The organism is Oceanobacillus halotolerans (genome assembly GCF_010993955.1).
In the GTDB taxonomy this organism is placed as follows: Bacteria; Bacillota; Bacilli; order Bacillales; family Amphibacillaceae; genus Oceanibacillus_A; species Oceanibacillus_A halotolerans.
Window position 1 is genome coordinate 31,791 of record NZ_WIXL01000007.1, and the last position, 15,358, is coordinate 47,148.

Genomic DNA, 15,358 nt, shown 5'->3' on the forward strand with positions numbered 1-15,358 from the left:
TTTTTTATATTTCTGTTAATATATAGTAAGATACTTGTTCGTATAAAAGAATTTACCAAAAAGCCTTTCATAAGTGCTTCCGAGGTGGTATATGATGAATCATTATTCCGTTCTTGCCTTTCAGTCCGATATTAATGAACAGACGATCAATCAATTAACAAATCTACTAAAACAAGGGGTAAAAGTATTTTACTTTACCTTTGACCCAGTAGAACAACTTTATGAAAATGATTTATTAGCTAAGGCAAAGCAGGATCAATTTCTATTTGCCTATGAAACTATGTTTACGAATGATTGGCAGGATGAGGAGTTTTCGTATTTTGATGGCAAGGTGCCACAATATGTTTTACAGGAATTGTCAGAACAAACCCCATTTTTCAATAAAGAGCAATACATCATTGAGCACGCGGCATTACAGTCAAACTTAATGATATCTGCAGGTGCAGGTACAGGGAAAACGACCGTCATGATAAATCGTATCTTTTTCTTAAAACATATCGATTCTGATCTATTGTTTTCTGATATTGGCCTAGTTACCTTTACGAATAAGGCAGCGGCTAATATGCGTGAAAAGTTAATTCAGCGAACGAAAGGTTATTTTCAGTTAACAAAAGATGTTACCTATTTACAGTGGCTACAGGAAATTCGAAATATGAAAATAGGAACGATTCATTCGTTTGCTTATAGTATGTTTGAACATTTTCAAGAAGAGTTATTTAGTCAATCACAGTTGAGGATTAGTCAATTTCGCTATCGCAGGAAAAAGATTATTGAAGAGGTTATTGATGACTTTCAGGAGCTTGAACCAGAGCTATTTCGTAAATTTAAATATATAGAGCAATATAAAATTATTAGCGCGGTGGAAACACTCATCGATCAAATGGGCAACTTAGCATTGTCTAGTGAGAAGATCGATCAAATAAACTTTGGTAGTTCATCAGATGATTCGCATCGTTTATATTCCTACCTGGTCAAAGAAACAAGTAAAAGGCTAACCGAATACAAAAAGCAGGAAGACTTTTTTGATGTCAATGATTTAATCATTGAGTTAGATAAATTGATGGCCATAGAGAGTGACAAAGAATTGCCATTTCGTTATATTTTTGTGGATGAATTTCAAGACACAGATCAGATGCAAACGAAATTCTTTGCCTATTTAGCTAATCGCTATCCAGTTCACTTATTTGTTGTGGGAGATGTGAAGCAGAGTATTTACAGATTTCGTGGAGCAGATTATACAGCATTTGATCAGTTGAAAAACCAAACAACTATCGACCAAACGTATTATCTTCAACATAATTATCGGACAGATCGGCCGTTACTCGATTCTTTCAATCAACTATTTGCTACTTGGCCCGGGGTTGTGTCCACATTTCGGTTTGAAGAAGAGGACAAATTATTAGCTGGATTTGAGCCAGAACAGGAATTAGAAAATCCAGTGATCCATAAAAACTTTTCCACAAATGCGGCATTTACCCAGTTTCTAAAGCGTATAGAGAATACAAACACCGCTATTCTTGTACGTTCCAATCGGGAAGTAAACCAATTGGCAGCAATATGTGATGAAAATAAAATTTACTATACTGCTGATAAGGATGGCGATTTCTTTCGATCACTTCCAGTCAGGGAGTTCTATATGCTTATTCGCCGATTTACCCATCCAACTGTTTGGAAAAATCGATATGCCTTACATCTATCTTCCTATGGAGAACGCTCCATTGAAGTGAACCAGATATTGGAACATTTTTCTGATGACAAGCAGTATATCCAACCAATGTTAGAAAAGGTAGATATGATCTATCATCACTATCAAGGAGAATTGACGAAACGTCCTGTGTTTGAGGTGTTAGCTGATGTTATTGAAGAAGTACAACCAGCACAAAACTATGCACAACGGTTTGAACGGGATAGAAAGCACCTTTACAAAGAAGCTATTAGAGGACCTCAACTGGAAGTCATGAAAAAGGAGTATCAACTGAATCTTGATCACCTGTTCTATATGTTGAAAAATGAATTAAAGGATACGGTTCCAACCTTACCCAAGCTTGAAAAAGTCCTGCGTTTAAAAATGAATACAGATCGAAGTGAGTCGAAGCTATTTGTTGAGGATAACGAGATGGATCGTTTGACAATCATGACGGTTCATAAAGCAAAAGGACTTGAGTTTGATTATGTGTTCCTTCCATACACGAAAAATACATTTGATAAGTTTGCAAAAACCGATGTCATCATGGATGAGGATAAGGTTGGGTATAAAACGTTTATTGAAAAAGGGAAAATATTCTCAAATGATGCCTATCAACAATTCCGATCTGAAGAAAAGGTTGAAAATATTGGCGAAGAAGCAAGGCTTTTTTATGTTGCGTTAACAAGAGCACGAAAAGGAGTCTATATTGATGCACCAGAACAAGTGAACAGCCACACGATTAGAAGCTGGGGTGATTTATATGCAAGAGGCTATCAAAGAAGCGAAACCATTGTTCAACCTTAAAACCTATACATCTTTAAATCGGATTTTAGGAGAACAAACAGGATCAACTGATGGCATTCATGTATTTGGGACATCAGAAATCACAAGGAATGTAAGAAAACGGTATCAGCTGAAAGCGCTTAGTATGGATGAAGTGATAGATCAGCTTTTTCGTGGTTATCGTACAGGTTTAACGGAAATCTACTTTCAATCAGAAATAAGAAAATTAATTCAAACGGGAAACTATCAACATGAGACCTATCTACTAAACCGGATCCCATCTATAATGAACACGGTATACGCCATGGCAGACCTTGGTCGGAAAGCGATACAGTTCCAAGGTCAATCCGAAAGACAATCCGAAATTATTGCCTTAGTCAATGCATTATTAAAAGATGATATCATCGAACACTTTCATTACCAAAAGCAAACACTAACAAGAAACGAGATTGCTAAACTTCTTTGTGGGGATAGTACGATACACAAAATTGCTTTCTATCAAATTGAGTATTTAAACTTTGGGCGGATGAATCTAGTGCATTGGCTGCAGGCGAAGGGGTTTGAAGTGGAATTTTGCATTCCATATAATGCCTCTTTTCCACAAGTTTATCAGTTTTGGAAATCGGTTTATCAAGTGGTAACAAGACAAGATATAGATGAAATCGCACATTCTAAAGAGATGCCCTCATTTGGCCACCGATTTGCTGCGTTTAATGAGAATATATTGATGGATCACGCGGATCGTAAAGATGTTATGGTCATGGAGTTTGAGTCACCACGGGATTTTGCAGACTTTTATCAAACAACGAACGATAAAATCACCGCAGTTCATCCAGATGATATTAATCGAATTGTTTCGAATGTGATAGCAGAACCATTTGAAAATGGGTATGGGAAATTTATCTACTATTTACAGTTTTGCCAGAAGCAAGATGACACCATTTTTGTGAGCTATGATCATCTAATGGAACTCATAACAAGTGAATGGGTGTCCACTCGTGCGGTAAGTGGAAAAGATGCATTAGCCTTATTGAAGGACTTAGAAGAGTATATGAGCGGGGTAGAGTCCATTCAGGATGTAAAGACTCGTTTGCAGCAGCTTAGTGATCTAGATATAGTCAGTAAAACCTTTGATCAGGAAAATATGCAAGATGCAGGAAAGAGTAGAATGAAACGCTATCTCTTAAATCCATTTCGAGCCTTTGCTTTTCTTCAACAAGGAAGGTATCAAGTAACGATAAATCAGCTAATCGAGCTTGTGGAACAAACGGAAAAGCTTTGCCAGTATTTGGTGATGAATGAGGGCGAAACGATGCCTGTTAATGACTATTTACAGCGTTGGAATTCGATAATGGACCGCTATGAAGATTCGTGGGAAAAGGATGTTTATACCTTTTGGAAAAAGGTTTTCACCCCACAGCACCCAGCAGAGTGGGTATTTCCAATCCAAGAGCTATTGTCTGTTATCTATTTAACGGTATCGAATTATATGGATAATACGAACACGACTATTTATTCGATGCCTACCTTACAAGCAAGTATTATGGAAGAAGAAGAAGCGAAAACTCTCCATATTACGAACTTAACGTTAATGAATTTTCCAGAAAGTTATCATGCAACGATTACCGACTTTTTTAGCCATCAGGAATTGAAACAATTGATTACGGAAAGTTTGGGGAGTAGTTGGTCCACAAATAGATTGTTACATGCCCTATGGGTTGATTACACTGTTGGTGAGTATTTTGATAAGCTAGGAACCTATCAAATGTATCATGTTATCTCTTCCTATCAAGGACCTATTCGTTTCAGTTGGATCAAGCATTTGCAGGCTGATGATTTTCGTAATATTTATTTAGATATTATCGCTGATTTGTACCAACAAGGGGAAATCATTTCTTATCAAGTAGAAGAATCAGTTGAACAGGAAAAAGAAGGAACGATCCCAAGTAGTGAACTAACTCAAGCATCAGCTGTTCAAGAGCTAAAAGGAAAAATCCCTGCATTATTTTGGTTAGATCATGATTTTTGCGCGAAGAAGTTTTTCCTAACGACCCTGATTGAGCAACAGCCAGTTTATGAAGATGTGTTTCATCAACAGTTCTTATTTAGTAAAATAGGAAAACTGTTTTCGATCTCAGCTGATGAACGAGCGGAATTTAGAAGCCTAATTTATCCATTGTTTCCGCATTGGACCTATAGTAAAAAAGAAAACCTAATTGATACAGAATATCCAGCTCAATTGCGAATATATAAGGAATTCGAAAATGTTACCTATCCAAAAGAAATGAATCGAATTCAATTGTTACGTAGTGTGTATCAAGAGAATCGGCGAACAAAAGCGCGTAACCGTTATCGTAAAAATACCGCATTCAAGGATGCAGATGTTCTAAAGCAGTTTCAGGAAAATGTGTCGCGATATAAGGTGAAAGCAGAGCCAGGTAACCATTGTAAAATGTGTCCACATTTACAAAACTGCAGTGAGGGGATGTATGCCATTGACAACATCAGTCAGGAATAAAGCGGAAGAACTAGAGACTTTTAGCAGACGATTTGCCAAGAAATGGAAGAACTATTTTTCGATAGACGGTTTAATTCCAGGTATTGAACCAACTAATCAACAAAAACAAGTTGTTCAATCCAATGAAAAACAACTAATCATTAGAGGTTCAGCAGGTAGTGGGAAAAGTTTGATGCTGGCTTATCGTCTGATTAAAGTAATGGAACAAAGCAACAAACCACAACGGATTTTATACGTCACCTTCAATGAAACGTTAATTCAGGATACGGTCAAACGCTTGTGTCAATCTGAAACCTATAACAAATTGAAAGAAAAACATCACGTGGATATTCGCACCTATCATGATTTAGTTCGCTCCATATTAATGAAGGAATGTGGCTACCCCGAAATGAAAAGAATTCGAATGACAAAGGAAAGGGTGGCAGCACATGAATCATTAATTGATGCCAGACTAGAGGCTGTTTTAGCGGGGTTTGAGCAATCGGAAGAATATGAACAGATGGAGAAGCTATTTAAAACCCATACTGCTCAATTCCTACGAGAAGAGTTCTTCTGGATGAAAGCGAACGGCCTCATTACGAAGGAAAAATATTTTGAGAAGGAACGGACTGGACGTGGAAATAGTCCTAGCGTAAATCGGAAGCAGCGTCCAACGATATTTTATCTATTTGAGCTGTATAATGCGTTTATGCTGACGAACTTTCAAGTACCACAGTATGATATGGAGGATTATGCACTCCTGCTTTTAAACGAATTAAATAACCGTCCGAATGCCCCGTTTCAATATGATCATATTTTCGTTGACGAATTTCAAGACCTACAGCCGATGCAAATTAAAAGTCTAGTAGAGCTAACGAATAATAGTATCACATTAGTTGGGGATGATAAACAGCGGATTTATAAACGGACACCTGTTTCCTATCGAGAGTTAAATTTGCAGATTACAGCTCGGAAAAATCAAAAGCTTTCAAAAAACTTCCGATCTACCAAGCAAATCATGAATCTAGCTAGCTCTCTACAATTTGATGATGTGGAAAATGTACGGGAGGATGATCAAGATTTCTTTCGTGAAGGGGATCCACCAAATATCATGCATTATAAGAAAAACGATACGATGTTTCAAGCATTAGTAAAGCGAATTAAAGCAATACATGAGACGCATAAAGAAAAAACGATTGCTGTCATCCACCGTTATACAAAGAATGAGTTAAACCAAGAAGATAGTCTACTAAGCAAATTACACCGTGAATTTCATGTGATCGATGTTGATCAATATGGTAAGAAATTTGATTACAATAAGCGTAAAAAGCCAATATTCTTTACAGATCCCTTTGAAATTAAAGGGTTGGAATTCGATTACGTTTTTATCCTTCATTTTGATAGGGAGCACTATCCATCCCAACAGCGAATCGAGGAATTAAATGATAAATATGGTGGAGCAAAAACTTTTGATAAAAACTATGAAAATGACTATGATGCTATCTTAAATGATGAAAAGAAACTACTCTATGTTGCATGCTCTCGTGCTAGACATGAATTGAATATTTTTTATGTAGCGCCAAAACAACTAAGAATAAGTCCATTTGTAAGAGACTTCCGTAGCAAGGATTATAAAAGTAATTTTGGAAAACGGAAATATAGTGATAAGAAATAGTGGAGATCTTATAATGTATAAAGTCATGAATTTTTATTCATGGCTTTTTGTTTGTGCAACATGTTGCAAGCAATCCTTCATTTTAATCGGGATTTGTGCTATTTATCCCGCATGTAACTGGCAGTAAGCCCCCCACTTCAAGATTTCTTAGGAGATCCAAGAGAGATAAGTGGGGTTCAAACTGCCCGTAAATGTCCGATTCGTTCAACTAACAATCAGTGGGAGAGGAAAGGAAACCCCACTGATTGAAGTTTCACTTTAGTAGGAATAAGATTTAAGAGTGTTTATAATAATGGGTACAGATGTTATTTCAGGTCAAGGAATCGTTTTTTAAAGGAGATGATAACAGCATGGACACATTTCAAGCATTGGTGCTAGATAAAGTGGATGATCAAACGACGTTAGAAGTGAAGCAATTGACCACTGCTGACTTGCCGGAAGGGGAAGTAACTATACGTGTCGCCTATTCTAGTGTGAACTATAAAGACGGCATCGTAGCCATCCATAATCAGTTAGTCGAATCCTATCCGTTAGTACCAGGAATTGATTTAGCTGGAACAGTCATTGACTCAACAGATAAACAATTTAAAACAGGTGATGAAGTTATTGTCACAAGCTATCAATTAGGCACTGGACATTTTGGTGGATTTAGTGAAATAGCGCGCGTACCTGCAGACTGGGTTGTCCCACTACCAAAAGGATTATCACTAAAAGAAGCAATGATCCTTGGAACAGCTGGATTAACGGCAGCGTTATCTGTGGAAAAGCTGGAGATGAATGGATTAGAACCTCAAAAAGGGCCTGTTTTGGTAGCAGGTGCTACAGGTGGAGTCGGCAGTATTTCGGTCAATATATTAGCTATGAAAGGGTATGACGTTGTCGCTAGTACAGGTAAATCCAATGAAGCGGATTATTTAACAGGCTTAGGAGCCAAACAAGTGATTCAACGGAACGAAGTACAAGATACAGATCAGCTACCCATTCGGGAAGAAAAATGGGCAGCAGCAATCGACCCAGTAGGCGGAAAAACACTTCAATACATTCTAAGCACCTTACAATATGGTGGATCTGTCGCAACATGTGGGTTAACTGGTGGGGTAGAGGTTTCCACAACGGTTGTTCCATTTATTTCAAGAAGTATCAACTGGCTTGGGATTGATTCTGTGCAATACCCAATGGATCAGCGTTTAAAAGCGTGGAGTCGTCTAGGTGATGATTTGAAACCTACTATGTTACATGAGGATATGGTAAGAGAAGTCTCATTAGCGGAGCTTCCAGACGTTCTAGCTAATATTGTCAATGGAAAAGTACGTGGCAGAACGATTGTTAAACTGTAGGGTGATGTAGTGCATAGTGCAGGGTTAACCTAAAGTAAATGTTTGATTCGTTCAACTAACAATCAGTGGGGGATGAAGGAAAACCCCCATTGATTGAAGTACTTCCTAAAACATTGTTACCCCAACATAAAAAGTACCTAAGGATAATAATAAGTTATAAGAGTTTGAAATATTTTTTAGTAACGACTTTACCTCCTCCTTTTTAATTCCCATCCATTGCGGAAATCTATTTAAGCCGAATACTCTCTAATTTTTGTATTTAGTTTAATAAAGAATTCAATTATCCTTCGTAACTATAGTTAAATAACCTCTCCATTAGCAGCATTATAAGAACCGTTTTCTTTCTTCTGGGGTTGGTATCATACAACTTTTCTTTGTACCGAACCATTTATATCGATTGGCAGCGATAATTTTATAAAAAAAGTCTCTAATAGGTTTTGGGACAATTAGTAGGATAAAGGGTATCTTCCAAGTACCTTTCAAATGCTTACAAACACGAAGAGCAGCAGATGATTGAACATAACAATTGTCATCGTCTATCAGAACAAAACTATCTATGTTTTCTGGTACATGATGCTTTTTTAATAGTTTTTTTCCGACATCACTTTGTAACGAAGCGAATTTAAAGTACCCTTTTGGGTCTCTTTTGATGATGAATTGAACACTTTGGTCGCAAAAGTTACACTCCCCATCGAATAAAATGATCTTATCCATATTAGTCCCGCCTTTCCAGACTTTATTGTATGCGAACAACTTTCCCCTTTCCAAAAGAAAGAATTCTTCATTTCTATGCATCTTTTGTTAATCTTATCTTATCAAAGGTAATTTCTATTGGGAACAAATACCATTTCTTGCTAACTTCGGTTGATTTTATCTTAAAATACGATGCTATCGATCGTAACAGTCAGTTGATTTTATCCCGCATGTAACTGGCAGCAAGCCCCCCACTTCAAGATTTCTTAGGAGATCCAAGAAAGATAAGAGGGGGGAGGAAAGGAAAGCCCCACTGACTGAAGTTTCACTTTATCTCAATGAACGCTGCAATCGGCCATTACAACTATCTATCGGTAGATTACATTGTTATATAAAAATAACATACTAGCTATAAGAGGTTGTTCAAAAAGTCCGGTGAAAATGACACATCGAATTTCTTCGTTAGCTTGCTTTTCCGTTGCTCATGTATTAAATGAACTAAGGAACTTCTACTAAAACCGTCCACGTCCTGTGACCAACGTAGAAGTCACCACATCCTGTGGAAGTCCGCTACTCAAAGCTACGCTGCCTCGAACTTCCGACGTACAGGACGTACTAGTGTCGGCGTTGTAACAGGACGCCTGAGACCTTAGCCGACTCGGTCCTTTTAATCCTCCTTTTTAAACACGCACTATAAGGGATTTTATATATTATTTCGATTGTTAATTTAGATTTTTCCACCATAAGTGAACTACTTATGATCCAAGTTTCACTTTATGGTATAATTATATAGAATATTATAAATTTTTATGAGGTTATTGGGGATGGGGTCAAAATGGGGTTTGATTACACAAAAACACCATAACACTTATGTCCTAAGCCTTATTATTACACTGCGAAAGTTGAGATAATTACTAATGTCAAGAGATAATATGCTTTTTGATGTAGCTAAGTAGAATTGGGGTTATTAAACGAGTTGGAGGGTTAAATATGGCTCAACCACTGTCTGAACAAGTAGTGTATAAACTGCTTCAAAAATTAACAGAGGAACAACAAGCATTTATTGATAAATTCATTAAACAGAGCAAAAAAAGCAAGTGGCTAGAGGTTCTTGCTGATAAAAAAGGTTACAATATTAATAATGAAGATGAGCTTGGAGAAATAGAGTATAAGATAGATGACTGGGTTTTAGAGGAAGTATTAGATAGTGGGTATGGAAATAGAGAATATCGATGTGAATGTGGGAAAGCATTAAGATATCAATATATAGTTAGGCATACCAAAACAAATAAAGTTCACAAGTTAGGTGAAACTTGCTTTGAAAATTATACGAGTTTAACTCCTGAAATAATAAAAGATATAAAAAAAGAATTTTATACTATTAACCTGGAAAGAGATGAAATACTTTTTCGGATGAGGAGAAATGAAATAACTGAAATAGAAGAATATGAAGAAATTATGCTTCCTGAACTAATTAAGGAACAACTTGAATTAGGAATTGCACTTTCATATAAACAAGAAGAAAAGTTAGATAAATTGCTGTATGAAAAGCGGCGACGACAACTGGAGCAAGATCAGGAACGCCGAAGATTAGAATATGAAGAAGAAATAAACAAGTTTGTAGCCTCATTAAGTAAAGAGCAACAATCATATGTAAAAAGTTTTGATAGGAACACCATTGAAGAACTTTATGATGTCATGATTAGTGCCAATAAGGATGTTAAAAGACAAAAGGATATGCTTGAAGATGATGACATACCTGAAGATATTAAAGTTCATATAAAGTATGGTTTTCCCCTACTAGATCAACATGAAAAGCGAATCCGTGAAATAAAAGAAAGTAAAATCTATTTAGCGAAGATGATACAGAAAAATAATGTGGATATATCCTATGAAGAAGTTGTTAAGAGACACTTATCAACACTAAAACAAGTAAGAGAGAAAGAAAATCATATACCTGAGGGATTGGTAAAAGATTGGGAAAAAATTCAATCTGATGTTTTAGTATTAAAAAAGGGGAAATCTATTGATTATAGCTCATGGAAACGATCACTTCGAAATCTTATCATTCCTATTCGTGTGGATAAAGATCAATATTTATAACCCCTTTAGGTTGTTTTGCTCCAGTTGGTCACTCATTCTCTACTACATAGTGCACCAGAGGGACTGACCCTTTTCTAGTTCGTTCGTGGTTAATCCGTTATTCAGACTATTCCTGTTTATGAAGTTATTTACTTATATAATCGTTGGTGTTTATCGATTGCTTCCAAAATAAAAAAATAGAGGCGTACTTTTTAGTTAAAATGAAGTTAGCATGAAAAGCAGAAGGGAAGCACTACAAGAGTACTTCTACTCTTCTAATTATATCACATGATCGAAAGGATGATTTTTATGTTAACTGTATCACAGAAGTTAGACATATTTAATAGCTTTATAGAACTAGAAAAGAAAATTGGAAAAGAAAGTACGGGCGAGCTATCATTCCCCTAATTCGAAAATTCGAGCAACGAATGTCAGTCGTGAATTCCATTTGGACAGGAAATGGATATGTTTGTGGTCGATAATTACCATCAGATAATAAGTATAAAATTGATCCAAGAGGTTTGATAAACATAAAGGATTTCAGTGAAACAGAATTAAGACAAGTTATTCAAGAATGCATTGCATCCTTCTCAATATAACATTTTAAAAAAGGTGATGAGACAATGTTTATAGAACTATTTATCTCCAGAACCCCTTGTTATGGGGAATGTCCTGTGTATGATGTGGTCGTAAACAATAAGGGAGATGTTCAATGGCAGGGGCATGAATTTGTTTATCATGTGGGAGAAGCGGAATGGAAGGTTAGTAAAAATAAAATTAACGACATAGAAAGGTTACTAGAAGCGTTTGATTATCGGTCGTTTACCTATCCAGAACCAGATATGTTTGCAACCGATCTGCCATCTTGTATAACGAAGGTTGTTTTTGATGATGGATTTGTGAAGGAAGTTAACCATGATCTAGGAGATGATCAATCCTTCTATAACAACGGAAAGGACTCCTTGCACAATCTAGAGAAATTCGAAAACAAACTAGAACAAATTCTTGGTTTGCAAAAAGTGATAAAAAATGGATGAAGCGTTTTCGTCATATGGTCTTTGCTCAGACGTTTCCGTATCCATCATCCATGCTTTATACACTATTATTTTATAAATGCTCCTTAATACTCTGATTCACTCTTGCGCTAACTGCATCCTTGGACGTATTGAATGCAATGGCCAATTCTTTGTATAATATGTTTTGAATACTGCTTAAGAGTGTCTTATCGATTTCAGAGAATTTTCGTTCAAGTGCTTCTTGTTCATGCTTTTTCCGCAATAGGGTGATGGCTACTTTCGCAATTTCTGTTCGATCTCCCGTTTTTACAATAGCGGTATACGTTTGGATTCGTAAGTTAGGTTTTTCAATCCAATCGACCCCATCCGCATGGAACACTTCCATAACATTTTCTGCTTCTTCTTTATTAACCAAATCCATCATCTTAATTTTGTCATTATCAACAGGGGTACTGATTGTTAAACCATGGGTCTCGTCAATGGGATGCAAGGTATAATATTTTTTTGTAGTACCCGAAAATTCTTTATCACTGATATCGTCGATTTGGCAGATCCCATGTGCCGAATGGATAATTAGATTACCTACGTCAAGCATGTTAGCACTCCTTTGAAAACATATTGTCAACTAGTTTGACTATTCTATTTTACTCCTTTTATCGATAGATTGTCAATTAAGTTGACAATCTATATTTAACTTGTATAGTATAGACGAAGTAAAATGATTGGAGTGTAAGAAGTTGAATTCTGATTTGGAGTACTTAGATCTAATTGATTTAATTAGCGAACGGCATCTTCAACTACGAAAACGATCAGAAGAGATGTGGAATAATCACAGTGATATTTATTTATCAAATTCAGAGTGGTTTATATTAACAAGAATCTATCAGAAAGAGCAAACGACAATTTCCTATGTGACCAAACATGTCGACATATCCAGGCAGGCCACGCATAAATTTATTAAACAACTTCAGCAAAAAGGATTAGTAGAAATAGAGAAACACCCAACGAATAAGAAGGAAAAATCAATCACATTAACGCCATTAGGCAAAGAATGCTATGAAAAAAACGAGTCCCTAAAGGCACAATTAGCGATACAAATTGCTGATAAGATTGGTGTGGAGCAGGTAACGTCATTTAAAAGAATTTTAAAAGAAAACTGGGGTATCTAGGTTGAGAATTTGGGTTTTGTTTAGAAGGGTTTTTTTATTAATAGAAGGGAAGGATAATTGACAAAATAGCTTCCTTTGTGGGTAGAATTGAAGGTAAACTAGATGAACAAAGCGTTTCCTCTGTTTAAATAAAATCGAGAAAACGCTTATTCAAATTTCACAAGCTATATCTGAAAATGGCTTCTAGACATCAATGGGGAGTTGACACTATATTCAATTATTCCCCAAAATAAGCTGATTCAACTTCATACTTCTTAAGATCTTCTTCATTAAGTTCAAAGCCTAATCCTGGTTTGTCAGACATTACAAATTCACCATCATCATTTGGACGTACAAACTCTTTCATCACATAATCTCTTCGGTCAGGGGTCCACAATGGTGGATCAAACGGAAATTCAATAAATGGACAATCACTAATTGCAACACTCAGATGCAAGTTGGCGAGTAATCCGATACCGTTACTCCACGTATGAGGAGAGAAAATATGACCACTGCCTTGGACGAGTTCACCAATTTTCTTAACGTTGGTAATTCCACCAGCTAAAGCAACATCAGGTTGGTAAACATCTAATGATCCGTAGTTGACCATTTCACGAAAGTCATGCCAGCGACGATTCATTTCACCTCCTGCAATTCGAATATCTGTCATTTCACGAAGTTTTGCCATGCCTTTAAAGTCATCGGACGGAAGAGGTTCTTCCAACCAATAGACATCAAGTTGTTCGAGTTCTCTTGCGACTTGAACGGCCTGTTTTAAATCCCAAGTGCGCTTAATATCCCATGGCATTTTCCATCCTTGGTTTGCATCGACCATAATTTCGAGCTGATCACCGACTGCTTTTCTTACTTCTTCAACGACTTTAATATCATCTTTTACGTCATCATGGTGGAAACGGATTTTCATGGCTTCATATCCGTCTTTTACAAATTGTTGAGCTCGCTCAGCGCGAACTTGTGGTGTGACAATTTCACCAGTCGAGGCATATACTTTAATTTTATTTGATTTTGCACCTAATAGTTTATAAACTGGCTGGCCAGTAGCCTTCCCGATTAAGTCCCATAGTGCAAGATCAAGTGGCCAGCAACGGCCATAATGAAAATCAATATTATCAACAACTTGTATGTGTCGTTCAACGGCAAATGGATCTTGTCCAATAAATAGGTGTGCATGTCCTTCAAAACCTGTCATTAAATCACCAGAGCCAATCCCAGTTATGCCTTCATCGGTATGTACATAAACGAGAGTAGATGCAAATTTTTCTCGAGGTTTCGGATCCCACGCTGCCTTAAATGGGGGATCTAGTTTCTTAACATAATGTTTCACTTCAATAGATGTAATTTTCATAGGGAACTCCTTTTTAATAGATTCTAGCCCCGATGTACAGGACGTCCTAGTGCCGATAGACATAAGGACGTGGCGTTTTTAAGCCTGTAAGGGTGCTTGCGCTTTTGTTCGGTTTTCGATAATGTGCAAACTGTTACAAATAATGTGCAAACTATAACAAACAATAGAGAAATTGACAAATCAGGCATTTGTAGAAATTTGGAGATTATCTTAGTAATTATGTCGAAAACAAATGAAGATCTCAGTCTATAACCGTTTTCCCCGATATATCGCCATTTAACACCCCGATATGTAGATTGTTTTAGGAGGTGATTTTACGATACTATATAAGATGTGGCTATTTTACGTGTTAAAAATTCTTTTAACAAAGGGGGCGTTGAATTGAATAACAATGATGAAAATACGTTGCTACAGGTCATCGAATACTTCCAGGAAAATATGGATTTCATTCTTGAATTGACTGCTGAGCATGTTAATCTAGTAGGTTTAGCGATTATTGTTGCGATCCTAATAGGGGTTCCATTAGGTATTTACTTGACTACTAATGATAGCTTAGCTGGAACGGTGTTAAATATTGCGAGTGTTATCATGACGATTCCAAGTATTGCTTTGTTTGGTTTAATGGTACCCATTTTCTCCCTCATTAACCAAGGTATTGGATTTCTTCCGGCCTTCATAGCTCTAATTCTCTACTCACAACTACCAATTATTCGAAACACGTATACTGCTATTAATAATGTGGATCCAGAAATACGAGATGCAGCTATTGGTATCGGTATGAGCACCACACAGCGGATATTTAGAGTTGAAATTCCTAATACAATTCCAGTTATCATGGCAGGTATTCGTACAGCAGTTGTGTTAAACATTGGAATCGGTGTTATTGCTGCCTTTATTGGTGCAGGTGGATTAGGTATCTTAATTCAACAAGGTATAACAAGAGGACATCAGGATATGGTTATAGCCGGCGCTATTACGATTTCTGTTCTAGGTATTTCCGCCGATCTATTTTTACGATTATTGCAACGAATTTTCACGTCAAAAGGTGTATCTTCTTAATGCCAAATAGAAGGA

11 protein-coding genes are annotated in these 15,358 nt (G+C 36.6%); 8 read left to right on the top strand and 3 right to left on the bottom strand.

The window, feature by feature from the left end; translation table 11 throughout:
* Positions 1 to 94: 94 nt before the first annotated feature.
* The 4 genes from GHC26_RS09760 (at position 95) to GHC26_RS09775 (ending at position 7,979) form a co-directional block, all read left to right on the top strand.
* Positions 95 to 2,491, top strand: coding sequence for a UvrD-helicase domain-containing protein (locus tag GHC26_RS09760; protein ID WP_163971081.1), 2,397 nt, complete (start codon positions 95 to 97; stop codon positions 2,489 to 2,491).
* Positions 2,448 to 4,988: a hypothetical protein gene (locus tag GHC26_RS09765; protein ID WP_163971082.1), complete on the top strand. Its 2,541-nt coding sequence runs from the start codon at positions 2,448 to 2,450 to the stop codon at positions 4,986 to 4,988. Before GHC26_RS09760 ends, GHC26_RS09765 begins: the two co-directional genes overlap by 44 nt.
* Positions 4,966 to 6,642 carry a UvrD-helicase domain-containing protein gene (locus tag GHC26_RS09770; protein ID WP_163971083.1) on the top strand — a complete coding sequence of 559 codons (1,677 nt, stop codon included), beginning with the start codon at positions 4,966 to 4,968 and terminating at the stop codon, positions 6,640 to 6,642. The genes GHC26_RS09765 and GHC26_RS09770 overlap by 23 nt, the downstream gene beginning before the upstream one ends.
* A 350-nt stretch (positions 6,643 to 6,992) precedes the next feature.
* Complete coding sequence (locus tag GHC26_RS09775; protein ID WP_163971084.1) at positions 6,993 to 7,979, top strand: acrylyl-CoA reductase family protein; 987 nt, start codon at positions 6,993 to 6,995, stop codon at positions 7,977 to 7,979.
* 324 nt (positions 7,980 to 8,303) lie between these two features.
* On the opposite strand, the gene GHC26_RS09780 is transcribed toward GHC26_RS09775, so the two are convergent.
* Positions 8,304 to 8,693 (bottom strand): thiol-disulfide oxidoreductase DCC family protein, encoded by a 390-nt coding sequence (locus GHC26_RS09780; protein ID WP_163971085.1) that lies wholly within the window; start codon positions 8,691 to 8,693, stop codon positions 8,304 to 8,306.
* A 969-nt stretch (positions 8,694 to 9,662) separates the two neighbouring features.
* Between GHC26_RS09780 and GHC26_RS09785 the strand changes: the two genes are divergently transcribed.
* Together GHC26_RS09785 and GHC26_RS09790 are read left to right on the top strand one after the other, a co-directional pair.
* On the top strand, positions 9,663 to 10,775 hold the full coding sequence (locus GHC26_RS09785) for a hypothetical protein (RefSeq protein WP_163971086.1): 1,113 nt from the start codon (positions 9,663 to 9,665) through the stop codon (positions 10,773 to 10,775).
* Between the two features lie 602 nt (positions 10,776 to 11,377).
* On the top strand, positions 11,378 to 11,791 hold the full coding sequence (locus tag GHC26_RS09790) for a DUF6438 domain-containing protein (protein ID WP_163971087.1): 414 nt from the start codon (positions 11,378 to 11,380) through the stop codon (positions 11,789 to 11,791).
* Between the two features lie 70 nt (positions 11,792 to 11,861).
* Here GHC26_RS09790 and GHC26_RS09795 read toward each other — a convergent pair whose 3' ends face one another.
* Positions 11,862 to 12,365: a CarD family transcriptional regulator gene (locus tag GHC26_RS09795; protein ID WP_163971088.1), complete on the bottom strand. Its 504-nt coding sequence runs from the start codon at positions 12,363 to 12,365 to the stop codon at positions 11,862 to 11,864.
* Positions 12,366 to 12,507: 142 nt separating this feature from the next.
* Here GHC26_RS09795 and GHC26_RS09800 point away from each other — a divergent pair, with 142 nt between their 5' ends.
* Complete coding sequence (locus GHC26_RS09800; protein WP_163971089.1) at positions 12,508 to 12,939, top strand: MarR family winged helix-turn-helix transcriptional regulator; 432 nt, start codon at positions 12,508 to 12,510, stop codon at positions 12,937 to 12,939.
* A 217-nt stretch (positions 12,940 to 13,156) separates the two neighbouring features.
* On the opposite strand, the gene GHC26_RS09805 is transcribed toward GHC26_RS09800, so the two are convergent.
* Positions 13,157 to 14,284 (bottom strand): mandelate racemase/muconate lactonizing enzyme family protein, encoded by a 1,128-nt coding sequence (locus GHC26_RS09805; RefSeq protein ID WP_163971090.1) that lies wholly within the window; start codon positions 14,282 to 14,284, stop codon positions 13,157 to 13,159.
* 381 nt (positions 14,285 to 14,665) lie between these two features.
* Between GHC26_RS09805 and GHC26_RS09810 the strand changes: the two genes are divergently transcribed.
* On the top strand, positions 14,666 to 15,343 hold the full coding sequence (locus GHC26_RS09810; protein ID WP_318937000.1) for an ABC transporter permease: 678 nt from the start codon (positions 14,666 to 14,668) through the stop codon (positions 15,341 to 15,343).
* The last annotated feature ends 15 nt before the right edge of the window (positions 15,344 to 15,358 follow it).